Genomic DNA, 25,506 nt, shown 5'->3' with positions numbered 1-25,506 from the left:
ACTACAAAAGGCTGTAATACAGGTTAGCAGTGAATTTTGTTTTCATGTTTATAATTTTTCTTTCAATTCAATATCTATAAATCTGAACCCACCTAAAGGAATTTGTATGTCGAATGATGAATCTTCGTCAACTTTAAATTCTTCATTATTTAATAAATCAGATATTTTAAGCGGCTTAATATTATTGACTTTTACAATAGCTGTAGCTTCCTTTGGATTTATATAGCCATTTTCGACCACTGTTAATCGCAAATGCGTGGGAGATGTTTGAGCAACAACCCATCCTACATTACCAGAAACCGTAATTGGTAATAAAGCAGCACTTTTCTTAATATCTTCTTCAATTACTTTATAATATTCACTTGCTTTGTAGGTTTCTTTACCGTCTGCTGACATGTAATTTTTCCCATCAGTATGGTACTCCTTCATAATGTTTTTGTACCAAGGGTGAATGTTGTCTACTAATGGTTTTCTAACTGCATTTTTATCTGTAAAAATTCCTTTTTGAGGTGGTGTTATCAAAACCATTCCGTTGCTATATTTTGGTATAAAATTTAAACGTCTTTCTTTTGCACCTGCTGCATATCTTGAAAAATCCCATGCTGTTAAAGGTGCCCCTGGCCACGTTCCATTTAACCTACTAAATGCTAGCTCATCAAGATTATCTTCATCTTTCTTAAAAAAAGTTAACCATTTTACATTACTCGAACTTTGTATATAATCGGCATCAGGATTGTTTACACTTAAATGTACAGGTGAAAAACTTAAAATATCTGATCGTTTTGGCACATACAATACACCTTCGGCAATTAACTCCCATAAGAGACTCATATAGTCTTGATCTACTGAGAAATTATTAATGTATTGAGCTCCACTAGAAATACTATAAACCATTGTTTTTAAGAAATGATTAGGCAAGGTTTGATTGGAATGTTGACGCAAACGATCAAAACTGGCATTATCTCTTGCACAACGAGCTCCCCAACTATCTACAGAACCACTTGCCCAAAGCCCCAATCTAGATGTAAAGCTCAGTTCCATAGATTTATCTGTAGTTTCTTCCATAGCAGGTACAAATACATTTGCAAAACGTCCTGAAACTAGTGGTTCCCATTTGTCGGTATAAACATCAGCTTGCCAAAATAAATGCTTATTACGCATAAATAAGTTACCATTTTTATCTTTAGCATAGTTTGCTAATGGAAGTATTAAATCATTCATTACAAATTTGAATTCGTCTGAATGATCCTCAACTTCTGGATATACAAGTACTGTTTTTTTACCATTAGCAATATCTAGTCCTTTCATTGTAGTTGAAACTTGATACATATAAGGATCATTACCATGTCCTCCCCAGTACGAAATTCCTTTTCCGTAAGACTGATTGTGTTTTTTTGTTATTATTTCTAGAACTTCATCTTGCGTCAGATTGTATTTCATACGACCATCTCGCTTATTCTTGTAGATTTCGCTAGGCATTGCAGAACGGTCCCAGTTTTCTTTATCAAAATTACCTCCATTTAAGAAAATTGGATTGTCATATCTAGCTTCAATACTGTTAATAACCGCTGCAGCCGATTTATCTTTTCTACTCTCAGTCATAAAATAAACTTTAGCAGATTCATATTGGTAGGTTGGTTTTTTGAAATTTTTAAGATTCTTTCTTATTTCTTTAGTATTTGCTATGATAGTTTGAATTTTTCCAGGTGGATCTAACTTTTCAAACTCCTTTTTCCATGAATTTTTATTAAAATCTATGATATGAATTGAACTACCTCCACTTTGAGCACTAGCTAGAATTAGCTTATTAGAATTAGGATCCTTAAACATATCATTAAAGGAAAACCGTGTAGGCGCAACATTTGCATCTGCAATATTAGAATCTACATCTGAAATGACAATGTTACTACCTAACAACACCATATAGGCAGGTTTGCCATTATTAATAATAACTTCGGGCTGCATCACTCTATACATGCCTCTGTTAAGCGATTTGTCTTTTACTTTGTTTATGTCTAAATAGCTCTGTTCTGAAGTTTTGGTATCAATTATAATAACGCCATTTCCTTTAGCTCTTGCTCCAACACGACCAAGAAGTACTTCGCTATTTCCATCTGCGTCTGCATCTACAACTCTAACATCTCCATAGGGTCCCTTTTTTTTGACGCTTATGGTTTCGAAAGGCATCATTTCTAAAGGATTGAAAAAATACACAGAGCCATTTCCATTCATACTATTTTGTACACCGTGCACAACAAGGATATCCTTTCCTTCTTTTTTAGCTGGTCTTATAAAGTTAGTTACATGTAGCCCTTTAGGTGGTAATACTTTATGTTTAGCTTTACCAAATGGTTTTTCGATTGAGTAGGTTTTTGAAGCGACTTCACTAACCAATTTCCCTTCACTAGTCACATAGTAAAAACTATTGTCGTACCCCCCACAAACCACATAGGCTTTGTGGTCTTTTTTTATAACAGTTACTGAATACATAGGTGCATTATTCTGTTTAAATTGCCAAAGTAATTTACCTTTGTTGCTTAGACAATACACACTACCATCTGCATTCGCTGCAAAAATTTCGTCTACACCATCGTTATTAATATCGCCTGCCCAGAGGTCATGATTCATAAATCCTGACAACGGATTCTTCCATAGTATTTCTCCATCGAAAGAAATCCCAAGAACAGTACCTTCGTAACTGCTGGCTAACAATATAGTTTCCTTTTTGGTTTTCCCTGTGCGTACCTTGGTGATAGTGTATTTTGTATCGATACTATACAGCTCACTTTTCACATCAATCTTTTGTTGTGCAAAACCACTATTAGTAATTATAAATACAAATGAAATTGAAAAAAATAATTTAAAAAAAATTCGCATAATAAGGCTATTGATTTGAATGATAAAATAATAACATATATACCGTAAAGTTGTATTCCACAATTTATAATATGTACCTTATAGTACAAAAAAAAGAAGCTACGTATAGCTTCCTTTTTAATTCAATTATTTAATATATGGACTTTTTGTTTTTTATTTTAGATGAACTATTTCGAAGTTATTTTAAAATCATCTAAATAAAAAGTACCTGTACCGCCCCATTTTGGATTTGTTGAAACTGATATTATCAATACAGAAGATTCTTTTTCAACAAGTATTTCTTCACTAATACTTACCCATTGGTTTGTAGGCACTTTGTTCAACTTAATACTTGTCTTTACAAATGGTTTTTTTAAATTGATACTTAAACCAACAACTTTTGAATGCTCTTCAATAAATATTTTTGAAGTAATCGTATAAGTTCCTGGCGAAAGTTTTACATCGTTATTTTGAATTTGAATATTATTAGCTCCAGCTGGAAAATCACTACAACTAAATTTTAAACTTTTTGTTCCTTCCGCAGCTTTCTCGATAGATACAGACCAAATTTCTTTATATTTTGTCCACCATTCTTTTTGAACGTTTTCAAAATCAAATACAACATCTTGGGCCGCTATATTCATTACATTTAAACTTAAAAAAGTAATTACTACTACTAATTTTTTCATTTTGAATTCTATTTAGATTTATATTATTTCAAATTTCAACTTAAACAAATTATATAATGTCTTGCAGCGTAAATAGATTGTGGTTGAGAATAAATACCAGGAGACACTTACTCTTAAAACAGTAAAGGGCTTCATATAAATTATGAAGCCCTTTACTTAACAATCAATTCTAAACTTATTTTTTAATAATTTTTTCTTGATAAACTTTTCCTTCATTTGAAATTTTCACGAAATACAGTCCACTTCTTAAATTAGAAACCGATACGTTTTGTAAAGCATCTGTTGACTTAATAGTTTTCACAGTAGCTCCTACAACGTTATAAATTGTAATATCACTTCCAACAGGACTCTTAATGCTTAAAGTCTCTCTAACTGGGTTAGGATAAACGCTTACACCCTCTAAAGTATTTTTGATTACAGTTAGGGTTGCTGATAGTTCTGCGTGAAGGTCATCAATATAAACTATATCCCCAGCAAGTAAATCCGCACCATCAATTCCGTATCTAAATTGTGCCGTTGAGTAAGGAGCACTAGGAGTGAAAGCAAAATTTACTTGTTCCCATGTTCCATCTGTTTTAGTTGTTGTTTGATTATCTCCTACCGTAATTAAATTACTAACAACTAAATCAGTACCAAATCTACCTTGTCCTTGGATGTCTACAACTGGAGAAACACCTGGGGTACTTGGTCTAACAACTTTTACCCATACTGAAGCTATCATATGGTCTGAAGTAGTTGAACCTATATCATGAATGTAGTCATTAAAAACAAAATGAGTTCCACCTGAAGGCGCGCTATATTCATGTTTCAAACTGTAGCTTCCCGTATTAACATCCTCTGAACTTACAGCTATAGTGGCCCAAGCTTGTGAAGCAGGATTGAATGGATTAATGGAACCGCCTAAATCATCAAAACTTGGATTTTGAACTAATCCACTCAAAGTTGCTGGTGGAATCGCTGTCAAGAACTCAATTTCATCAATTATAACGAGTGAGCCAGCAGTATCAGGGCTTAATTGTCTAAATATAATATCTAAAGTAGTTATCTCGTGATTGGATGGGATGGCTGTAATATCAATGTAATAAGATTTATATGTACTAGTTTCTGATTCTACGCCATTTAAAGTAACAGCGGTAAAAGCAGGTCCTGTTTCACCGGTAACTCCAGATTCTCTAGAAGTACCTTGAATTCTAATCTGGTTAGCTTTTGTTTCATTTTTTACTATAATCTTGATATAATTATATACAGCTCTATCTAAAACAATAAAAGCATCATCACCATCTTGTTCTCTTCTGATATTTGCATTGTTATTACCATTTCTTTCAAGAGTTAATGCGCCATCTCCAGCAACACCTCCAGTTGGATCATGATCAACTACAGGAGTAGCACCATAACCTTTAGCCCAGTTTTGTTGACCACTTGTGAAATCATAAAGTGTTGGCCCTTGTTGAGCAGACATTGTTATTGCTGCAAAAAATGCAGTAACCATCGTTAAATTTTTAAGTAATCTTGCTTTCATAATTGTTATTTTAAATTAGTAATAGAATAATTGTTTTACTAAAGTATTTCAAACCTTAAAAATTTTTGTAGCTACACGTAAATTAAATGTGTCTATACGTAAAATGCTGAATGTCAAGCTTTAAAATGCTAATTAGCTAGTGTGAACTAACAATGTATTAAAAATTTAAAATGAGTATGCATTTATAAAATCACTTTGTTTCTTGTGTGAGAATCGTTAAGGACTATTAATTATGTGAGGAGGACGGGTGCTAGAGGAATTAAGAGGACTTATACTTTTCCTCTATACTTGAAGCATATTTACCAGGAGTAACATTATATTGCTCTTTAAAGCTTTTACTAAAATGTGTACGGCTCTTAAATCCTGTCATGGTAAACACCTCATTAACAGGTAGTTTATTGACGCTTAAATACTCTGCAGCTTTTTTAAGCCTAAAAGCTTTTAATAGCTCAAATGGAGATTGGTTTGTTAGTGCTTTTACTTTTTGGAAAAAATGCGTTCGATTTAGATATAGTTCTTTGGCAAATTGGTTTAAATCAAGTTCAGAATTATCTAAATTTTCGGCAATTAAACTGTATAACTTCTCGAGGAAAGCATTATCGTTTCTATTGTTTAAATTATTCTCTTTAGTTAATGGGATGCCTATTTGAAAACGTTCGCGTAGTTGTTTTCTGTTGTTTAGCAAAGACTCTGTTCTGGTTATTAAATGCTGTACATTAAATGGTTTATTTATGTAGGCATCGGCGCCATCTCTAATACCTCGTATAGTATCTTCAATATTGGTGAGAGCGGTTAATAAAATTATTGGTATATGACTTGTTTTAATATCTGCCTTTATAGTTCTACATAAGTCTAAGCCGTTTAATTCTGGCATTTGCACATCGCTAATTACAATATCTGGCCATTCGTCTTCCATGGCATCCAAGCACTCTTGCCCGTTGCTAAAAGATTTAATTCTGAAGAATTTAGAAAGCGCATCGGTTACATACAATCTCATGTCAAGATTGTCTTCGGCATAAAAAATCAGGGTTTCAGAGAGGTCACTATCAACCGTAATATTTTGAGGGTTATTTTTTGCCATTAACTGTGTGCTAATTTCAAAATCTTTTTCGGCAGATAGAATAGTTTTCTCTATTTCTTTTTGCTCGTCGGAGGTGTGTTTTTTAACAATTGGTAATTTAATATTAAAGACAGAGCCTTTACCTAATTCACTTTCAGCACTAATATATCCGTAATGCATTTCTACCAATAATTTAGAAAAAGCTAAACCAATACCAGAACCACTAGAGTGAATGTTTTCATACTTGTGAGATTGATAGAAACGTTCAAAAATGTGCGATAAATCTTTTTCGTCAATACCTTTTCCAGTATCACTTATTGATATTGATAAATCTTTATCACTGCTATAGAATTCAATTTTTATAGCATCATTAGGCTCGGTATATTTAAAAGCATTATTAATTATATTATTAAATACTTTTTCCAATTTATCCTTATCGGCAGATACAATAATGTTCTCGCCAGAATCCTTAATCTCTAGTTTTTTATTTTCATTTTGGGCAAAAAACGCAAAATCTCCAACAAGTTCATTAATAAAGGTGTTAAAATAAAAACGTGAATAATTCATTTTCAAAACTTTTGCTTCCGCTTTTTGAAAATCATGCACTTGGTCGATTAATCGCGATATTTTTTTGGATTGACGTTCTACTATTTCTAGTTTCTCTTTAACGTCTTGGTTATTTTTAAAACGATTTAATAAAATAGAAATTGGTCCAGAGATTAATGTTAAAGGTGTTTTAATTTCATGAGATATATTTGAGAAAAAACGAAGTTTTTCATCATTTATCTTTTTCTCATTATCTTTTTCTAAATGCTCTATTTCTAAATTATGATTTAAAGTTTGTATTCGTAAAATTATTTTCACTACAACAAAAGCTAAAAGAGAGGCTATTAAAAAGTAAAGTAAATAGGCCTGTGTTGTTTTCCAGAATGGTGGTGTTATGTTGATTATTAGATTTTTGGGTTCTGTCCATTTATTTAATGAGTTTGAAGCCATTACACTTAATGTGTAATTTCCCGGTTGAAGTCCATTATATGAAATGTTATGTTGACTTGAAGGGACTTCAATCCATTCATCATTAATAGGAATTAATTTATACCTTAAACCATGATTGTCTGGATTTGAAAAATGCAGTGATGTTATTCCAATAGAAAATACATTTTCGTTATATTTTAGGATAATTTCATTCATTTCTGCTAAGCGCTTATCAAGCAGCACTCTATTTGAAATGGTATCACCGGGTAAAACGAATTTGTTAAACACTTTTAAATCTTCAAATTCTAACTTGGGTAGCGATTCTTTATTCGATATCATTTCTGGATTAAAATAACAGAAGCCATCTAACGATGAGAGCACTATTAAATTGTTTTCTAGCGTTTCTCCTGCAAACCAAAAATCTTCATAAGGCAATCCATTTTCCCTGGTGAATTTTCTAATACTTAGATCCTTCGTGTCTATTTTATTTAATCCAATATTTGTAGTTACCCATAAATTATGTTCCTTATCAAAAAGAATATTTTTAATAACATTATTTGAAAGACCATTTTTTTCTGAAAGAGGAGTAAAATATGGTTTTTTATCACTGTTTAAAACTTTACATAATCCACCTCCTTCTGTACCTACCCAAAACTCTTCATTAGGTAACCTAACCATTGAGGTCACAAAGTTGCTGGAAATGCTTTTTTTGTTTTTGTTGTCATGTAAGTACTGATCAATTTTTAAATCTTCAACGGGTTCATTTGCTTCACCAATCTTTATTCTAAATAATCCATTAGCATCGGCACCTAGCCAAATATAATTGTGTAAAGGGTCCGTATAAACACGTCTTGCTAATTTTAATTTATTGTTTTTGAATAAGGGGTGGTTTTGATTTAAAGATTCAATATTTATTATATCATCATTTTTGTCTATAGAAATTTTGTAAACATCCTCAGCACATCCTATCCAGATATTTCCATTTTTATCTTCTGTATATGATCGCGGAGCCATATCGTCAAATGACTTATCACCAATTTTAAATATTTTATCAAAATTGGTTTTACCAGCTTTTACTCTACACAAACCATAACCATTAATTTTAAACCAAATGTTTTTGTTGGAATCTACAAAAACGCTTGTACTTGTTTCAAATTGATGTGAAGGAATTTTGAATGGTAAGGGTTCGAACCTCTCCGTTTTTGAGTTAAAAAGATAAATACCATTATTATTTGTACTTACAAATACTTTTTCTTTGTTATAAGGAGAAATACTAGTTACATGATTAGTTTTAATCCCATGGGGCATATTCATTTGTGCATTGATGCCTTTAAAAGGATTCTCATCAATATTAAATTGAAATAATCCCTCGTTAAAAGTTGCTACCCAACAACTACCATATGTTGAAGGAGCTATAAAACTAGTTCTTGTTAGCCCAGATTCTAAATGAAAAAATTCCTTTTTAAAGGTTTTGTTGTCTAAAAATGTGTCAAGGCTATTTATTTTAACTACCCCAGTAGTAATAGACCCTAACCATAAACTATTATTAATGTCTAATGTTAAAGTTGCAAAACTCTGGTTAGGTAACTTTATTTCATCCAAAGAAAAATTATAAGTTTTACCAGTGAATTTATAATTAATAACGGCAATTCCAGAATTTAAGGTGACTAATAATTTATTGTCTTTAATTGCGATAATTGAACTTGAAGGTTTACTTAATGAAATTTGATTATCTAATACTTTTTCGAACTTTTTTGTTTTGATATTAAAGACAACTAAACCAGAGGACGATGTAAAAATGTAATGGTTTTTATCTAGTTTAATACCATTATAAAAAGCTGTGTTTTTTGAGTTTGGATACAGATAATGTTTTTCAATAAATGAATAATCCTGATTAAAAAGTAAAAGCCCATTACCTTCCGAAGCACAAATAGCTAGATCATTTTCATTATCAAATAGTATCTTTCGAATAATTGGTCCAGTATCCTCTTTTTTTATAAACCCATTGGAATATATGTTTTTAAACTGTTCTTTCTCGTAATTATATATTGATAAACCTTCATCTGTACCAATCCATAGATTACCTTTAGGGTCTTCAGCAATAGTTCTAACTCTATTGCTTACAAGTATAGTTTTATCGATTGTGTTTTTGAAGGTCTTTAGCGAATAACCATCATATTTGTTCAGACCATCGTAGGTTCCAAACCATAAAAAGCCTTTAGAATCTTCAAGAATAGACGTGACTCCATTATGAGCCAGCCCTTCGTATATAGAAAGTTGTTTTGAGTATTCAAGTTGCTTATTTTGAGCGAATAAGCTACAAAAAGTGAATACTAATAATAATGGGAAGTATTTGTTCTTAAACAATTTCGAAATTTAATAGGTCAATATAATATAAAATAGTATTTTAAAATAGGTTTTGTTGCTAAAAACTTCAATCAATTTAGACTTTTACACGATATTAAACTAAACCTTAAAGATTAAGAACAATACTCTTCTATTTATTTTGAGAACAGGATAACTTGATTTTAAAGAATTATCTTTGGTTAATAATCTAATAGTCAATTATCTAATTTGCGTCCAATCAATAGTGTTAATAGGTTTCGTCGAAAGTTTTAGAGCAACACCAATAGAGGGTTTTGAAAAAGAGCAAAAGAAAATTACTAAAAAAAGGATAAACCGAGGATCATTCGCAACTATTGTATTTATGCGGAAATTGTAGTTAATCTATAGAGGAAGAATTAGTTATTTAGGTAGTATTAATATGAAAGGCTAAGATTTTACTTAAAACGACTTAATAACCTTAAGTCTAAATATAATATCATTTGTTTTATAAATACCACCAATATCTTGTTCGGTATAATGATAAGCCAGCATGCCTTGAATTTTGAAGCTACGATCGAATTGGTATCCAGCTCCCGGGGTAACACGGATAACATCACTAAACTGAGAAAGCTCCACAATATTATAAAAGAATTCTATCCCTACAGGGAAATAGAAGCCTCTTTTGTCGCTAAATAGAAAACCTTGTAATCCAATATTGGCCATAATTTGATACCTAAAACGTAATCCGAAATGGTTGCTATTTTCTTGAGCGGTGATTAAAAAACGTTCTTCTAATCGGAAATAATTAGTAAGATGGATACGTTTAGTTAGATCAAAATTAAGTCGGTAGCCTTGAAACGGTCTTATTTCTAGAGAGTTGTGTCCTGATTTGTTATTGAGATGAAATAATCCTATTCCACCAATGTAAGATTCATAACGTTTTAAATCTTTTAAAATAAAGGGTTTAATTGTTTTTTCGTAGCCAGCTCTTGCAACGAAGCGATCCCAATCATTAGAGCTTACGGTACGGTAGCCAACATCGGTTTTAAGAAAAGTGCTGTCTTTTAATTTCCAGCTTGGGGCTAGACTTATCCATAATTGTTGGGTGAAGGCGTTGTCTTCCTCTAATGGCGCATTCTGTGTATATCCTTTAAATAAGCCAATAAAAAAAATAGTAAGAAAGGTAAGTATACCTTTTACGTATTTTTTATTGCAAAAAACATGACTATTATATTGCATTCAACCTAATTGGATTCTATAATTTATTGTAAAAGTAAATTAATTTTTAACACGTTAACGAGCGAATTTACTTAATATTTACTAATGTGAGTTGTTACGAACATAATGACATCTTTTTGTTTGACAAGCCTCATTTAAATCTCACGCAAACGCTTTCGTTAATTTTTAGTAAATTCTAGCTATTTATTAAACACAACCCATTAAAGGTTATATATTTGCAAAAATCAATTTATAATTTACTATAATGATTTAAAAAGCAATGCTCAAAACATCGTTTTTGACATGTTGTTTTTTGTATTAAATTGATTTTCATGAGTTTAATTTAGGAATATTATCGTTATTTCTAAAGAGAAACCTAAGATTAAAGTTATAAAATACAAACTATAATTAAAAAATGAACAAACAAATTGATCAGCAATCAGCAGATAATATTAGAGCATTAGCTGTTGCCATGGTAGAAAAAGCAAAATCAGGTCACCCAGGTGGACCTATGGGTGGTGCAGATTTTATGCACATTTTATACTCAGAATTTTTTAATTATGATCCTTCAGACATGGAGTGGGCTTTTAGAGACCGTTTCTTTATGGATGCTGGTCACTTATCTACTTTAATGTATGCGCAGTATTACCTTTTAGGAAACTATGCTAAAGATGATGTTGCTAATTTCAGACAATGGGGTTCTATCACACCAGGTCACCCAGAGGTTGATGTAAAAAGAGGTATTGAAAATACTTCTGGACCACTTGGTCAAGGACACACTATGGGTGTGGGAGCTGCAATTGGAGCGAAATTTTTACAAGCGAAGTTTGGAGATTGGATGAACCATAAAGTATATGGTTTCATTTCTGATGGTGGTATTCAAGAAGAAGTGTCTCAAGGGGCAGGTCGTATTGCAGGTCACTTAGGTCTTAACAACTTCATCATGTTTTTCGATTCTAACGATATTCAGTTGTCAACTCCAACCGATGAGGTAACTACTGAAGATACCGCTATGAAATACGAAGCATGGGGTTGGAAAGTAGTAACTATCGACGGTCATGATCATGATCAAATCAGAAAAGCATTAACAGATGCGAATAACGAAACTGAAAAACCAACCTTAATTATTGGTAAAACAATAATGGGTAAAGGGTGTTTAGCTGCCGACGGAAGTATGTTCGAAGGACACTGTGAATTACACGGACAACCAATTGGTGCATCAGGAGCAGATTACGAAAAAACTTTAGAAAACTTAGGAGCAGACGTCAATAATCCTTTCGATATTTATGACGATGTTCAAGATTTTTATAAAAATTTAATTGCTGAAAAAACAGCTCAAGCGGCTGAAAAGAAAGCAGAAATTAAAACTTGGAGTGATGCTAACCCAGCTTTAGCTGAAAAATTAGATTTCTTCTTCTCTGGCGAATTACCAGAATTAGATTTCGATTTAGCTCAAAAAGAAGGTCTAGCTACTAGAGCAGCGTCTTCTGCTGTTTTAGGTTATCTAGCTGAAAACGTAGAAAACATGATTGTGTCTTCTGCCGATTTATCAAACTCTGATAAAACCGACGGTTTCTTAAAGAAAACACATGCGATGCAAAAAGGTGATTTCTCAGGATCATTTTTACAAGCAGGTGTAGCCGAATTAACTATGGCTTGTATTGCAAACGGATTAGCTTTACACGGTGGGATTATTCCTGTTGTAGCGACCTTCTTTGTGTTTTCAGATTATATGAAACCAGCCATTCGTTTAAGTGGTATCCAAGAATTAGGTGTTAAATATGTATGGACTCACGATGCGTTTAGAGTAGGTGAAGATGGTCCAACACACCAACCAATCGAGCAAGAAGCTCAAATTCGTTTATTAGAAAAATTAAAGAACCATAGCGGAAACCCAAGCTTCTTAGCTTTACGTCCTGCCGATTCAGCAGAAACAAACGTGGCTTGGAAAATGGCCTTAGAAAATAAAAATACACCTACTGGTTTAATTTTATCTAGACAAGGAATTAAAGATATTCCTGCTCAAGGTGAATCAAGATACCAAGAGGCTTTAGCTGCTGAAAAAGGTGGTTATTTAGTGAAAGAAGTTGAAAATCCAGATGTGGTTTTAATCGCAAACGGGTCGGAAGTTTCTACGTTATTAGCGGCTGCTGAAATTTTAGAAGACGAAAAAGGATTAAAAGTAAGTATTGCTTCTATTCCTTCTGAAGGTGTTTTCAGATTACAATCTAAAGATTACCAAAATAGCATCATTCCTAAAAACAAACCTTTATTCGGTTTAACTGCAGGTTTACCGGTGAATTTAGAAGGTCTTGTTGGTGACAACGGCAAAGTATTCGGTGTTGATCACTTTGGTTATTCTGCACCAGCAGCTGTATTGGATGATAAATTCGGATTTACAGGCGAAAAAGTAAGCAACGAAGTATTAGAATATTTAAAAACAGTATAATTATGAAATTTTTTATAGATACAGCAAACCTTGATGATATCGCTGAAGCACAAGCTTTAGGTGTTTTAGATGGGGTAACAACAAACCCTTCTTTAATGGCTAAAGAAGGTATTACAGGCGCTGAAAACATATTAGCACACTACACTAAAATATGTGATATTGTTGAAGGTGATGTAAGTGCAGAGGTGATCTCAACTGACTTTGAAGGTATGGTAAAAGAAGGTGAAGCTTTAGCTGCCCTTCACCCACAAATTGTTGTGAAATTACCTTTAATTGCCGATGGGATTAAAGCGTGTAAGTATTTTTCAGATAAAGGGATTAGAACAAACGTGACTTTAGTATTTTCTGCTGGTCAAGCTTTATTAGCTGCCAAAGCTGGAGCAACTTATGTGTCGCCATTTATTGGTCGTTTAGATGATATTTCTACCGATGGTTTAAACCTTATTGCTGAAATCAGACAGATTTACGATAACTACGGTTTCGAAACTCAAATTTTAGCAGCTTCAGTACGTCACACGATGCACGTTATTGATTGTGCTAAATTAGGATCTGATGTGATGACTGGACCATTATCGTCTATTAAAGGTTTATTAAAACATCCTTTAACAGATATCGGTTTAGCTAAATTCTTAGAAGATTACAAAAAAGGAAACTAGTTCCTTAAAATCATAAAATTTAAAAGCTTTGCTTTTCAGGAAATAATCTTGAAAAGTGAAGCTTTTTTTATTAAAATCATAAATTCGTAAGTTTATGCTTGTTATTTCGACTATTTTTAAGCTGAAATAAGCACATTTATAACAATTAAATTAAAGAGAGGAATCATTTATGTTAACTTGGAAAGATGTCATTAGCTATGCTGTAAACGGAAACCCAATTCCCGATAAACGTGTAGAAAAGAGAGAAGAAGAATGGAAGGCTGAATTAACGGCTGAGCAATTCAGAATTACACGTCAGAAAGGTACAGAGCATGCGCATAGCGGTGACCTGTGTACTACCTATGACGAAGGGAAATACAATTGCGTATGTTGTGATACACGGTTATTCGATTCGACCATAAAATTTAGTTCTGGAACCGGTTGGCCAAGTTTCACACAACCTATAAAAGAAAATGCCATTAAATACGAAAAGGATAATGCCTTCGGAATGGTGCGTGTTGAAGTGATGTGTAATACTTGCGATGCGCATTTAGGACATGTGTTTCCTGATGGTCCTGAACCTAGCGGGCTGCGTTATTGTATTAATTCGGCATCCATGGTTTTAGAAAAGGAGGATGCTCATGAGTAATATACAAATTGCTACCGTTGGCGGTGGTTGCTTCTGGTGTACAGAAGCCGTTTTTCAAGAAGTTAAAGGTGTAGAAAAGGTCGTTTCAGGATATTCTGGTGGAAAAGTGCCAGGACATCCTACGTATCGTGAAATTTGTTCTGGGTTAACAGGGCATGCCGAGGTGATTCAAATTTCTTTTGATTCGAATGTGATTTCGTATCAAGATATTCTAATCATTTTTATGACGACTCATGATCCAACAACCTTAAACCAGCAAGGCGCCGATAAAGGCACGCAATACCGTTCGGTGATTTATTATCACGATGAAAAACAAGCACAAATTGCGAAAAGTGTAGTTGAGGAAATAAGCACTTATTATGAAAAACCTATAGTCACTGAAATTTCACCTTTAGATGTTTTTTATGAAGCTGAAGCCGAACATCAAAATTATTACCGCACGCATCCCACGCAAGGGTATTGTAGTTTTGTAATCACACCAAAACTAGCGAAACTCCGACAATTACATTCGGATAAATTAAAAGCATGAAACTGAACATAAACGACAAATTTACCAAAGAATTACCCGCGGATCCCATTCTGGAAAACAGCAGAAGACAGGTTGAAAAAGCCTGTTTCTCTTATGTGACGCCAAAGACAACGGCACAACCAGAAATGCTTCATGTGTCTCCTGAGATGCTCGAAAATTTAGGGCTTTCAGAAAAAGACAGCAAAACAGAAGATTTTCTAAAGGTCTTCACTGGGAATACGGTTTTACCAAATACAACACCGTATGCCATGTGCTATGGTGGTTATCAATTTGGAAATTGGGCCGGACAATTGGGTGATGGTCGGGCTATTAATTTATGTGAAGTTGAACACGATAATAAAAACTGGGCCCTTCAATTAAAAGGTTCGGGTGAAACACCGTATTCACGAACGGCTGATGGTTTGGCTGTGTTGCGTTCTTCCATTCGTGAATATTTGTGTAGTGAAGCCATGTTTCATTTGGGGGTTCCCACGACGCGTGCGCTATCACTGGCCTTATCTGGTGATCAAGTACTTCGCGATGTCTTATATAATGGCAACCCTGAATACGAAAAAGGCGCTATTGTTTGTCGTACTGCCGAATCCTTTTTACGCTTTGGTAATTATCAAATATTTGCCGCCAGACAAGATACAAAGTCACTCAAAACTTTAGTTGATTACACCATAAAACATCATTTTAAAGACTTAGGTGAACCTTCAAAAGATACTTATTTAGCGTTTTTTAGAGAAGTTTCAAAGCGTACTTTAGATATGATTATACATTGGCAACGTGTTGGTTTTGTTCATGGTGTTATGAATACCGATAACATGTCCATTTTAGGTTTAACCATAGATTACGGACCATACGGTTGGCTAGAGGGCTTCGATTTTGGATGGACGCCCAATACTACTGATAGACAACATAAACGTTACCGTTTCGGAAATCAACCCAATATGGGACTGTGGAATTTACTGCAGCTAGCGAACGCTATTTATCCGCTAATAGATGATGCGCCAGCTTTAGAAGCCATTTTAAACACATATCAAACCAATTTCGATAAGGCCTCTTTTAAAATGATGCGCTCAAAATTAGGTTTAAAAACCGAAGCAGATTCTGATAAATTGCTCATTCAAGATTTAGAAGATATTCTACATCTTACAGAAACCGATATGACCATCTTTTTTAGAAATTTAAGTGGTTTTGAAAAGGAGAAACCAGACGAAGGTTTGAAAGTCATAAAGGATGCTTTCTATAAACCTGAAGAAGTTACGGGAGACGTTGAAACCCGTTGGAAGATTTGGTTTGAAACTTATGCGAACCGACTAAAAGAGGAGTCTGTTTCAAATTCCGAAAGGAAAGAAAAAATGAACGCGGTAAATCCGAAATACGTGCTTAGAAATTACATGGCACAACTCGCCATTGATGCCGCCGATGACGGCGACTATACTTTAATTGACGCGTTGTTTCAGCTATTAAAACAACCTTATGCTGAGCAGCCTGAACATGAAAAGTGGTTTGCAAAACGACCTGAATGGGCTAGGAATAAAGTAGGTTGTTCCATGTTGTCTTGCAGTTCGTAAGGGCTAAGTTAAAAAGCAATAATTAAAAATTAAAAATTTCATATCATTAAAACTACACCAACAACTAAAATAGGATTAGGCTTAGCCGCCTTAGGAAGACCAGAATACATTAACATTCGAAGTGATAAAGACATCGATAAAACGGAAGAAGCTTTTAAAAACACAGCATTTTCAGTGTTAGATGAAGCTTATAATCGTGGTGTTCGTTATTTTGATACGGCACCTTCCTACGGAAAAGGAGAAGCTTTTTTACAAGAATGGGATGCTAAAACACAACATAAAGATGCTGTTTTGGGTACAAAATGGGGTTATACCTATGTAGCGAACTGGGAGCTTGGTTATTCAGGAAAACATGAAATTAAAGAACATTCATTAGAAAAGCTGGTGGAGCAATGGGAGGTTTCAAAAGCCATGCTACCAAGCTTAAAATATTACCAAGTACATTCCGCGACCTTCGATAGTGGTATTTTAGAAAATCAAGCTGTTTTAGTAGAGCTAAACCGTATAAAAACGGAAACAGGTTTGCATATTGGAATCTCAACAAGCGGTGAAAATCAGGCCGCTATTATTACCGAAGCTTTAAAAATTGAAGTAAAGGGCAAGGCTTTATTTGATAGTTTCCAAGTATCGTATAATGTTTTCGAACAATCCACTTTTGATGTTTTAAAAGCGGTTATGGAAAACGGAAAGACAGTAATTATCAAGGAAGCCTTAGCAAACGGACGCGTTTTTGAAAGTGAACAGTTTCCTAAGTATAAAGAAGTTTACGTGATTTTAAAACAACTATCCAAGAAATACAATGTAGGGGTAGATGCCATTGCATTACGCTTTGTTATGGATAGTTTGAATCCGCATTATGTGTTAAGTGGCGCTTCAAATGTTAATCAATTAGAAGAAAATTTAAAGGCAAATGATTTTGAGTTAAGTGCCGAAGATTTACAAAAATTGAAGTCTATCTCAGTTGAACCCAAGTTTTATTGGGAAGAACGCAGTGCACTTGATTGGAATTAATTAGAAATCATGATATTTTATCGATTATCGACGCTGAAACCTTGTGGCATCACCGTGTGTTTTGAGAAGTAACTTCATAAAACGTAGTAAAAAAGTGAAGTGTTTTAAATCAGGTGTTTAAGTAAAATTAAACCAGATAATTTTTGAAAACCTAATTGTAATTGGCGTAATTTTAAACAAAATAAAAGGAATGTTGGTGAATTATAAATTAAATTTTATTAATCTATTGGTAAAACATTCTCGTAGCCGTTCATAATTTAATAAATTTACCCCGTAAAACAAGAATTAACAATGACCACGGTTGAGGACTTATTAAAACTTTTGGTTTTAGAAAAGGTTAATGATTATGTTTTTAATGGCATAAGCAAAACTATTGGAAGCCCTATCGTATTTGGTGGTCAGGTTTTGGCTCAAGCTATTAATGCAGCGTCAAGAACTGTTTCAAGTCAGAGGATTTTACATTCCATGCATGCTTATTTTTTAGAAGCAGGGAATTTAGATTACCCAATAACATACAATGTTACTGTGGTAAGAGATGGTGGTAGTTTTTCGGTTCGTCGGGTTACGGCGCATCAAAATGAAAACACCATATTTATTTTATCGGCATCGTTTCATATTAAAGAGCATGGTTATAATCATCAAATTGATATGAAACCAGGTTTAAAGCAACCTGAAGAACTATTAAGTTGGACCGATATTTTACATCAGTTTGGAGCTGCTTTACCAAAAAGTTTAAAAGCCTTTTTTGAAGTGAAGCGCCCGATTGAATTTAAACCAACAGAAATAGTTAATCCTCTGGATAAAAAGGATGTACCACCTTACAGTGATGTTTGGTTTAAGGTAAAAGGTGATGCTGAAAATTTAGATTTAGCCACAAAACAACAAATTTTAACGTATATTTCAGATTACAATATTTTAGTGTCTGCTCTTAATCCGCATGCCAGTAAAGCGCATTGGGGCAATACACAAACTGCTAGCTTAGACCATTCTATTTGGTATTTTAGAGATTTCGATTTAAACGACTGGATGTTGTTTTCTATGGAATCTCCAAGTTCCTCGGGAGCCAGAGGGTTCGCTAGAGGAAACATATACACTAGACATGGCGAATTAATAGCATCGGTAGCACAAGAAGGTTTAATGCGTCCAATTGAAAAAAAATGACAGACAAAGTTTTAAAAATAGGGCATCGTGGTGCCAAAGGTCACCTTGCAGAAAACACATTAGAATCCATACAAAAAGCTCTAGACTTAAAGGTTGATGGTATCGAAATAGATGTACACCGTTGTGCATCTGGAGAGTTGGTGGTGTTTCATGATTTTACCTTAAATCGAGTTACCGATGGGTTAGGTGAAGTTTCAAAACACACCCTAAACAACTTGAAAAAGGTTAAGGTTAAAGGCCGTTATCAAATAGCGACCTTATCACAAGTTTTAGCTTTGGTAGATAATAAGTGCTTATTGAATATTGAGTTAAAAGGACAAGACACCGCTAAGGAAGCCTGTCGGTTAATTACTTTTTTCGTGGATAAAAAAGGCTGGGATTACAGTAATATTATTGTGTCTAGTTTTCAGTTTGATTTATTAGAAGAAGCTTTTAAAATCAATAAAGACATTCCGTTAGGCGTGCTTACAAATACTAATTTGGAAGAAGCCGTAAACTTTGCTAAAAGCATTAATGCGGTATCTATTCATCCAAATTATACTATGCTTACTCCCGAAAATGTAGAGGAGCTTAAGCAAGACTTCAAAGTTATTGCCTATACCGTAAATAACCTGAAACCTATCGAACGCATGATCGAATATGGTGTTAATGGCATCATTTCAGATTATCCAGATAGAATATGATCGTTAAAGACGTCATTATTGTTGGTGGTGGCGCTGCAGGCTTTTTTGCAGCTATAAATATTGCAGAACAAAATCCGAATTTAAAAGTCGCTATTTTAGAGCGCGCCAAAGAAGGTTTAGCAAAAGTTAAGGTTTCGGGTGGCGGACGCTGTAATGTGACGCACGCTGAATTTGTTCCTTCTGAATTGGTTCAAAATTATCCCCGTGGGGAAAAAGAATTACTGGGGCCTTTTCACCAGTTTATGACTGGCGATACCATCGAATGGTTTGAAAAACGTGGAGTAGCACTTAAAATTGAAGATGACGGACGCATGTTTCCAGTGTCAAATTCATCGCAAACCATTATCGATTGTTTTTTAAATGAAGCTGAAAAGCATCAGGTAGATATCTATTATAATCATCCAGTAAAAACGATTGATGCACAAACCGAACAATTCATTATAAATACTTCTGAAGCGACTTTTTCTGCTAAGAAAATCATGATTGCTACTGGAAGTAATCCGAAAATTTGGAAGCTTCTAGAGAGTTTAGGGCATACTGTTTCACAACCGGTGCCATCATTATTTACTTTTAACATTAAAGACGAGCGCATCCAGGATATCCCTGGTGTTGTAGCTTTAAATGTAGAGGTTCAAGTTTTAGGGACGAATTTATCGAGTGAAGGGCCACTGCTAATCACTCATTGGGGCATGAGTGCACCATCCATTTTAAAATTATCAGCTTTCGGTGCTTTAGAATTAGCCAAACGCGAATATAAATTTCAAATTGAAATTAATTTTATAAAACGTGGTTTTGATGACTGTTTAGATGTTTTAAAAAGTTTAAAGAAAGATTTGGCTAAAAAAACAGTGTTTAAATCAACACAATTTGATTTACCAAAACGCTTGTGGCATAAACTGGTTTTAGCATCACAAATGACCGAAACCACCCGTTGGGCAGATTTAAATAAAACGCAATTGGAAGAATTAGCCAGTCAGTTAACAGCTGCTGTATTTAATGTGGATGGAAAAAGTACTTTTAAAGAAGAGTTTGTTACAGCAGGCGGGGTGAACCTCAAAGAAGTGAACTTTAAAACCTTTGAAAGTAAACGGGTTGAAAACCTTTATTTTGCTGGTGAAGTATTAAATGTTGATGCCGTTACTGGCGGATTTAACTTTCAGAATGCTTGGACAGGGGCGTTTATTGCTGCGCAGCATATGTCGAAATAATTGCAAAATTTTTTTCATTCAAGTCTTTGTTGAGTACCTTTATGTGTAAATTATATATCATGGGTAAATCAAAGAAAATTAATGAACTGGATCGTGTGTCTACCGGCTTTATCTCGCCTTCAGACTCCTACAAAGCTATGATGGACGATATGATTGCAAGAGATGAAAACGGTACACTAAAAACCTATGATTGGGAAGGCATTAAAGCGCAATATCGTAGGTGTTAATTTTTAAAGCAAAACTTCTTAATGAATACCTACATAGCATTCTTACGAGGCATTAATGTGAGCGGGAAAAACAAGATTCCTATGGCAACGCTTCGTGAAGTACTTGCTTCAACGGGATTAGAACAGGTGCAAACCTATATTCAAAGTGGCAATGTTATATTCCAGTCTTCCGAAGATAATATTGAAGGTTTAGAAAATAAAATTCACCAAGCGATTAAAAATCATTTCACATTTGAAATTCCGGTGTTGGTAAAAACGCCGAAATTGCTTCAGGAACTTTTTGATGCTTGTCCATTTTCTCAAGACAAAAAAGAAAACAGTTATTTTATACTTTTATTTGATGTGCCAACTTCAGAAAACATTGCTGAAGTTTCAGAAATTAGCTATCCTAATGAAACCTTTTTTATAACAGATTACTGTGTTTATTTTCACAGTGCCGTGGGGTATGGGAGAGCTAAATGCAATAATAATTTCTTCGAACGTAAGTTGAAAATTACGGCTACAGCGAGAAACTATAAAACTATGGTCAAGTTATTGGAGTTGTGCAAACAAACAGGCGCATAAAAAAACCTTCGTAAATGAAGGTTTTTTGTGAATAGGAATATATGTGCTTACTATTTCGCTAATTCAGCTTTTAAACGTTTTTGTAATTCGGTGTCAGATTGAAGCGCCATGGCTACCTCTTGATAGCGGTTAAGTGTAAGCCCTTCTTCGGTAATAACTGTTTCCATTTGCTTTTGAATACCGGCACGTTGTTGTTGTAGTTCGTTCATGACTATTCCAAATTTTTCTTTTTCTTCGTCAGTAGCATTGGCATCGCTTTTACCTGTTTGTGATGCTTCATATATTTCGTTGAATCGATCTAATTCAAAGCCATTGTCTTGAACAGTTTTCATCATGCCTTCTTGAGCTTTCATATTAATAGCTTGTACGCCTTGAAAAACAGAAGCTATTTTGCCTAGTTCGGCATCAGATACGGTTACATTTTGTGGGGCTGGACTTTGTGCTATCATCGTGCCGCCCATCATTAAAAAACAAATAATTAAAGTTTTAAATTTTTTTGAAAATCTCATGCTGTAATAGTTTTTATTGATTTTTATTTTTCCAATGATACAATAAAACGGATGCCTTCCCAAATCAGAAAATTATTTAACACAACATTAATATTATGAAAAACAAGTGATTAAGTGTTGTTTTGTTGAAGAAGTAGTAGAACATCACACTGAGAGCTAAACATTTAATTAGGAAAAAGTATCTTTGTTAAAATTTTTTTTATCCCGTTATGACTGAAGCACAATTTATACCTAAAACATACACAAAAGCAGTTGAAAACGGAAGTTTCACCTGGTCGTCACCAAGTAATATCGCTTTGGTGAAATATTGGGGAAAGAAGAAAGATCAAATTCCAGAAAACCCTTCAATAAGTTTTACGCTTAACAACTGTAAAACAACGACCACTTTAAGTTTTTCAAAGAAAACAGATAAAGAAAAGTTTTCGTTTGATGTGTTTTTAGATGGTGAAAAGAAAGATGGTTTTAAACCGAAAATTGAGACTTTTTTTAAGCGTGTTGAAACCTATTTACCTTTTTTAAAGGAGTATCATTTTAAAATTGAAACTTCAAATACCTTTCCACATAGTTCTGGTATCGCCTCTTCAGCTTCAGGAATGAGTGCTTTGGCTTTATGTTTAATGAGTGTTGAAAAGGAGTTGTTAAATGGTCAAGTCATTTCGAGCGCCGTTGATAAACCTCAAGAAGACGATGCATATTTTATTCAAAAGGCATCGTTTTTAGCCCGTTTAGGGTCTGGAAGCGCCTGTAGAAGTTTGGAAGGCGATTTGGTAGTTTGGGGTAAAAATGATTTTATAGAAGGCAGTTCAGATTTGTTCGGAGTTAAATTTCCGCATCAAGTGCATGACGTTTTTAAGAACTACCAGGATACGATTTTACTTGTAGATAAAGGTGAAAAACAGGTGAGTAGCACAGTTGGGCATAATCTGATGCATGGTCACCCGTTTGCTCAAGAACGCTTTAAACAAGCACATGAAAATCTAGAAGCTATTTCTACAATTTTACAAGAAGGCGAGCTCGATAAATTTATTGCCCTAGTAGAAAGTGAGGCGCTAACCCTGCACGCCATGATGATGACTAGCATGCCGTATTTTATTTTAATGAAACCTAATACACTTCAAATCATTAATAAAATTTGGGCGTTTAGAGCTGAAACGGGTTCTAAAGTGTGTTTCACTTTAGACGCTGGAGCAAACGTACATGTTTTATATCCTGAAAAAGAAGCCACAACCGTTTTAGAATTTATTCAAACTGAATTGGCTGAGTTTTGTCAAAACGGACAGTTTATTAATGATAAAGTTGGGTTTGGGGCGAAATTAATTAAAAGTGAATAATTAAAAATTTAGTCTCAGTCTCAGTTGCAGTAGTTCGATTCAACGAATAAACCGTTTTCAAATAAACGCACCCCTTAATATTCAATAGTCAATAAAAAATAATCAATTTAACACTTTACTTCAATTAAGTTGTACGGTCACCGATTACACGATTCAACAAATAAACGTATAAACAAATTTCGCTAACCAGTAATCGCGTTTTTCCAACCACTCATAGATGTGCCATTACAAAGTACAACCTATTTAAATTTTTCTAACTATCTTTGCTGCGTATTTGATGTAGAAGCCTTTATAGAGGTTTAATTAGACATTGAATCAAAAAAAATTATTAATTTTTCATTACGAATAATTAATTGAATATATGAAAGGACCTTTATTTTATTCTAAAATTCTACTTTTCGGCGAGTACGGAATCATAAAAGATTCTAAAGGCCTATCCATTCCTTATAATTTTTATAATGGTGCATTAAAGAAGTCTGAAAACCCTTCGGAAGCTGCCATAGAATCAAACGCGAGTTTAAAACGTTTTGCTGAATATATTCAGAATATCGATGAGGACTTGGTGCGTTTTGATAATGATTTGTTGTTGGAAGATGTGAATTCAGGGATGTACTTTGATTCTTCAATTCCGCAAGGTTATGGTGTAGGTAGTAGCGGTGCGTTGGTTGCAGCTATTTACGACCAGTATGCTTTTGATAAAATTACAGTTCTTGAAAATTTAACCAGAGAGAAGTTATTAAAACTGAAATCGATTTTTTCGACTATGGAATCTTTTTTCCACGGAAAATCTTCTGGATTAGATCCTTTAAACAGTTATTTAAGCATTCCTATTTTAATAAATTCTAAAGATAATATTGAAGCTACAGGAATTCCTGCCCAACAAAGTGAAGGGAAGGGCGCTGTGTTTTTAATTGATAGTGGAATTATTGGAGAAACAGCACCAATGGTGAGCTTGTTTATGGAAAACATGAAGCAAGAAGGCTTTCGTAATATGCTTAAAACACAGTTTATTAAGCATACCGATGCTTGTGTGGACGATTTCTTAAAAGGAAATGTAAAGTCATTATTCAAGAATACAAAGCAACTTTCTAAAGTGGTTTTAAGTCATTTTAAACCCATGATTCCGCAACAGTTTCATGAGCTTTGGGAAAACGGTATTAATACAAACGATTACTACTTAAAACTTTGTGGTTCTGGTGGTGGTGGCTATATTCTTGGTTTTACCGAAGATATCGAAAAAGCCAAAAAATCGTTGAGTGACTATAAACTGGAAGTCGTTTATAACTTCTAAATATCTCCGCAACCCTTAATACAACTAAGGGTTTTATTCCAAAGTTTTTTTATGTTAAACCGAAGACAGAAGCACATTCTACTTAAGTTTTTTAGTATGCTTTCTGTAGTTCGTGGTTATAATATTTTAATTGTTATAATCGCCCAGTACCTAACGGCTATTTATATTTTGGCTCATGATAAACCTTTAAAAGAGGTGGTTTCAGATCTTAATTTACTCATGTTAGTTTTAGCTTCTTCGGCAACCATTGCTGGGGGGTATATTATTAATAATTTCTATGATTCTGAAAAAGATTTAATCAATCGGCCTATAAAATCACGGTTAGATAAACTGGTGAGTCAGAATACAAAACTCTCCTTTTATTTTGTTCTTAATTTTCTAGCAGTAGTCATGGCGAGTTATGTATCGTTTAATGCTGTTATATTCTTTTCTATTTACATTTTCGGAATTTGGTTATATTCTCACAAGTTGAAAAAAATGCCTTTTATTGGTAATTTTACTTCTGCAGTACTCATGATTACGCCATTTTTCGCCATTTTCATGTACTATAAAAATTATGAAACCGTCATTTTTGTTCATGCCGTCTTTTTGTTTTTAATGATTGCGATGCGAGAATTAACCAAGGATCTTGAAAATATTAAAGGAGATATTGCTCAAAATTATGTGACTATTCCAGTGGCTTATGGTGAGAAAGTGTCTAAAGTGATGCTGACTATTTTAGCTGGTTTAACGCTAGTACCTGAATATTTTTTGATTTTTAAGTATGATGTGGGGCACATGGATCTGTTCTTTTATCTGAGTACATTTCTATTGTTTTTGTTTTTAATATTTCTTTGGAAATCAAATGCGAAACTGCACTATTTAATACTGCATAATATTTTGAAGTTTATTATCCTTGCCGGTGTTTTTAGCATTCTACTTATTGATGTACATGTTATTTTGAATCGAATTTAAAGGTGTCATGTCGCTTTAAAAAATGCCTATTTTTAACTCACAATGCCTAATTAGCACACAAATAATACATCTTAATTAAGAAGTCATAATTTTAAGTATATCTT

The 25,506-nt window shown here is 33.8% G+C and carries 20 protein-coding genes; 14 read left to right on the top strand and 6 right to left on the bottom strand.

Annotated features, from left to right (window positions below; all coding sequences use genetic code 11):
* Positions 1-48 precede the first annotated feature (48 nt).
* The 5 genes from Q4566_RS12170 to Q4566_RS12150 form a co-directional block, all read right to left on the bottom strand.
* Positions 49-2,877 (bottom strand): PQQ-binding-like beta-propeller repeat protein, encoded by a 2,829-nt coding sequence (locus Q4566_RS12170; protein ID WP_303421516.1) that lies wholly within the window; start codon positions 2,875-2,877, stop codon positions 49-51.
* 167 nt (positions 2,878-3,044) lie between these two features.
* Complete coding sequence (locus tag Q4566_RS12165; protein WP_303421514.1) at positions 3,045-3,545, bottom strand: hypothetical protein; 501 nt, start codon at positions 3,543-3,545, stop codon at positions 3,045-3,047.
* Between the two features lie 175 nt (positions 3,546-3,720).
* On the bottom strand, positions 3,721-5,064 hold the full coding sequence (locus tag Q4566_RS12160; protein ID WP_303421512.1) for a T9SS type A sorting domain-containing protein: 1,344 nt from the start codon (positions 5,062-5,064) through the stop codon (positions 3,721-3,723).
* A 259-nt stretch (positions 5,065-5,323) separates the two neighbouring features.
* Positions 5,324-9,466 carry a two-component regulator propeller domain-containing protein gene (locus tag Q4566_RS12155; RefSeq protein ID WP_303421510.1) on the bottom strand — a complete coding sequence of 1,381 codons (4,143 nt, stop codon included), beginning with the start codon at positions 9,464-9,466 and terminating at the stop codon, positions 5,324-5,326.
* 417 nt (positions 9,467-9,883) lie between these two features.
* Entirely contained in the window at positions 9,884-10,663 is a 780-nt protein-coding gene (locus tag Q4566_RS12150; RefSeq protein WP_303421508.1) for a DUF2490 domain-containing protein, read from the bottom strand.
* Between the two features lie 394 nt (positions 10,664-11,057).
* On the opposite strand from Q4566_RS12150, the gene Q4566_RS12145 reads away from it, so the two are divergent.
* From Q4566_RS12145 to Q4566_RS12095, 11 genes are all read left to right on the top strand, one after another.
* Positions 11,058-13,091: a transketolase gene (locus Q4566_RS12145; RefSeq protein ID WP_303421507.1), complete on the top strand. Its 2,034-nt coding sequence runs from the start codon at positions 11,058-11,060 to the stop codon at positions 13,089-13,091.
* 2 nt (positions 13,092-13,093) lie between these two features.
* A complete protein-coding gene (gene fsa, locus Q4566_RS12140) occupies positions 13,094-13,747 on the top strand; it encodes a fructose-6-phosphate aldolase (RefSeq protein WP_068605241.1) in 654 nt (217 codons plus the stop codon).
* Between the two features lie 169 nt (positions 13,748-13,916).
* The gene (gene msrB / locus Q4566_RS12135) at positions 13,917-14,375 is read left to right on the top strand and encodes a peptide-methionine (R)-S-oxide reductase MsrB (protein ID WP_303421502.1); all 459 of its coding nucleotides are present in this window, start codon (positions 13,917-13,919) and stop codon (positions 14,373-14,375) included.
* The gene (gene msrA / locus Q4566_RS12130; RefSeq protein ID WP_303421500.1) at positions 14,362-14,904 is read left to right on the top strand and encodes a peptide-methionine (S)-S-oxide reductase MsrA; all 543 of its coding nucleotides are present in this window, start codon (positions 14,362-14,364) and stop codon (positions 14,902-14,904) included. Before msrB ends, msrA begins: the two co-directional genes overlap by 14 nt.
* Positions 14,901-16,463, top strand: a complete 1,563-nt coding sequence (locus Q4566_RS12125) for a YdiU family protein (RefSeq protein ID WP_303421498.1) — start codon at positions 14,901-14,903, stop codon at positions 16,461-16,463. Before msrA ends, Q4566_RS12125 begins: the two co-directional genes overlap by 4 nt.
* A gap of 42 nt (positions 16,464-16,505) precedes the next feature.
* Positions 16,506-17,474, top strand: a complete 969-nt coding sequence (locus Q4566_RS12120) for an aldo/keto reductase (RefSeq protein WP_368506594.1) — start codon at positions 16,506-16,508, stop codon at positions 17,472-17,474.
* A gap of 291 nt (positions 17,475-17,765) precedes the next feature.
* The gene (locus Q4566_RS12115) at positions 17,766-18,635 is read left to right on the top strand and encodes an acyl-CoA thioesterase II (protein WP_303421496.1); all 870 of its coding nucleotides are present in this window, start codon (positions 17,766-17,768) and stop codon (positions 18,633-18,635) included.
* Positions 18,632-19,318, top strand: a complete 687-nt coding sequence (locus Q4566_RS12110) for a glycerophosphodiester phosphodiesterase family protein (protein WP_303421494.1) — start codon at positions 18,632-18,634, stop codon at positions 19,316-19,318. The genes Q4566_RS12115 and Q4566_RS12110 overlap by 4 nt, the downstream gene beginning before the upstream one ends.
* Entirely contained in the window at positions 19,315-20,526 is a 1,212-nt protein-coding gene (locus Q4566_RS12105; protein WP_303421492.1) for an NAD(P)/FAD-dependent oxidoreductase, read from the top strand. Before Q4566_RS12110 ends, Q4566_RS12105 begins: the two co-directional genes overlap by 4 nt.
* Positions 20,527-20,585: 59 nt before the next feature.
* Positions 20,586-20,753: a hypothetical protein gene (locus Q4566_RS12100; protein ID WP_303421490.1), complete on the top strand. Its 168-nt coding sequence runs from the start codon at positions 20,586-20,588 to the stop codon at positions 20,751-20,753.
* Positions 20,754-20,774: 21 nt separating this feature from the next.
* Complete coding sequence (locus tag Q4566_RS12095) at positions 20,775-21,317, top strand: DUF1697 domain-containing protein (protein WP_303421488.1); 543 nt, start codon at positions 20,775-20,777, stop codon at positions 21,315-21,317.
* Positions 21,318-21,367: 50 nt separating this feature from the next.
* Here the strand turns inward: Q4566_RS12095 and Q4566_RS12090 are convergent, their stop codons facing one another.
* Entirely contained in the window at positions 21,368-21,826 is a 459-nt protein-coding gene (locus Q4566_RS12090) for a DUF4168 domain-containing protein (protein WP_303421486.1), read from the bottom strand.
* A gap of 209 nt (positions 21,827-22,035) precedes the next feature.
* Between Q4566_RS12090 and Q4566_RS12085 the strand changes: the two genes are divergently transcribed.
* From Q4566_RS12085 to Q4566_RS12075, 3 genes are all read left to right on the top strand, one after another.
* Positions 22,036-23,157 carry a diphosphomevalonate/mevalonate 3,5-bisphosphate decarboxylase family protein gene (locus Q4566_RS12085; RefSeq protein ID WP_303421483.1) on the top strand — a complete coding sequence of 374 codons (1,122 nt, stop codon included), beginning with the start codon at positions 22,036-22,038 and terminating at the stop codon, positions 23,155-23,157.
* Between the two features lie 361 nt (positions 23,158-23,518).
* On the top strand, positions 23,519-24,448 hold the full coding sequence (locus Q4566_RS12080; RefSeq protein ID WP_303421481.1) for a mevalonate kinase: 930 nt from the start codon (positions 23,519-23,521) through the stop codon (positions 24,446-24,448).
* A gap of 51 nt (positions 24,449-24,499) precedes the next feature.
* A complete protein-coding gene (locus tag Q4566_RS12075; protein WP_303421479.1) occupies positions 24,500-25,402 on the top strand; it encodes a geranylgeranylglycerol-phosphate geranylgeranyltransferase in 903 nt (300 codons plus the stop codon).
* Positions 25,403-25,506: the final 104 nt, after the last annotated feature.

It is taken from the genome of Tamlana sp. 2_MG-2023 (genome assembly GCF_030548465.1).
GTDB lineage: Bacteria > Bacteroidota > Bacteroidia > Flavobacteriales > Flavobacteriaceae > Pseudotamlana.
Note: the sequence above shows the minus strand (reverse complement) of the source record. Positions and strands in the feature narration are given on the sequence as shown.

Excerpts from the sequence above, each read along its gene's own strand:
- Q4566_RS12170 (WP_303421516.1), bottom strand. The coding sequence starts at position 2,877 with ATGCGAATTTTTTTTAAATTATTTTTTTCAATTTCATTTGTATTTATA.
- Q4566_RS12165 (WP_303421514.1), bottom strand. The coding sequence starts at position 3,545 with ATGAAAAAATTAGTAGTAGTAATTACTTTTTTAAGTTTAAATGTAATG.
- Q4566_RS12160 (WP_303421512.1), bottom strand. The coding sequence starts at position 5,064 with ATGAAAGCAAGATTACTTAAAAATTTAACGATGGTTACTGCATTTTTT.
- Q4566_RS12150 (WP_303421508.1), bottom strand. The coding sequence starts at position 10,663 with ATGCAATATAATAGTCATGTTTTTTGCAATAAAAAATACGTAAAAGGT.
- Q4566_RS12145 (WP_303421507.1), top strand. The coding sequence starts at position 11,058 with ATGAACAAACAAATTGATCAGCAATCAGCAGATAATATTAGAGCATTA.
- fsa (WP_068605241.1), top strand. The coding sequence starts at position 13,094 with ATGAAATTTTTTATAGATACAGCAAACCTTGATGATATCGCTGAAGCA.
- msrB (WP_303421502.1), top strand. The coding sequence starts at position 13,917 with ATGTTAACTTGGAAAGATGTCATTAGCTATGCTGTAAACGGAAACCCA.
- msrA (WP_303421500.1), top strand. The coding sequence starts at position 14,362 with ATGCTCATGAGTAATATACAAATTGCTACCGTTGGCGGTGGTTGCTTC.
- Q4566_RS12125 (WP_303421498.1), top strand. The coding sequence starts at position 14,901 with ATGAAACTGAACATAAACGACAAATTTACCAAAGAATTACCCGCGGAT.
- Q4566_RS12115 (WP_303421496.1), top strand. The coding sequence starts at position 17,766 with ATGACCACGGTTGAGGACTTATTAAAACTTTTGGTTTTAGAAAAGGTT.
- Q4566_RS12110 (WP_303421494.1), top strand. The coding sequence starts at position 18,632 with ATGACAGACAAAGTTTTAAAAATAGGGCATCGTGGTGCCAAAGGTCAC.
- Q4566_RS12105 (WP_303421492.1), top strand. The coding sequence starts at position 19,315 with ATGATCGTTAAAGACGTCATTATTGTTGGTGGTGGCGCTGCAGGCTTT.
- Q4566_RS12100 (WP_303421490.1), top strand. The coding sequence starts at position 20,586 with ATGGGTAAATCAAAGAAAATTAATGAACTGGATCGTGTGTCTACCGGC.
- Q4566_RS12095 (WP_303421488.1), top strand. The coding sequence starts at position 20,775 with ATGAATACCTACATAGCATTCTTACGAGGCATTAATGTGAGCGGGAAA.
- Q4566_RS12090 (WP_303421486.1), bottom strand. The coding sequence starts at position 21,826 with ATGAGATTTTCAAAAAAATTTAAAACTTTAATTATTTGTTTTTTAATG.
- Q4566_RS12085 (WP_303421483.1), top strand. The coding sequence starts at position 22,036 with ATGACTGAAGCACAATTTATACCTAAAACATACACAAAAGCAGTTGAA.
- Q4566_RS12080 (WP_303421481.1), top strand. The coding sequence starts at position 23,519 with ATGAAAGGACCTTTATTTTATTCTAAAATTCTACTTTTCGGCGAGTAC.
- Q4566_RS12075 (WP_303421479.1), top strand. The coding sequence starts at position 24,500 with ATGTTAAACCGAAGACAGAAGCACATTCTACTTAAGTTTTTTAGTATG.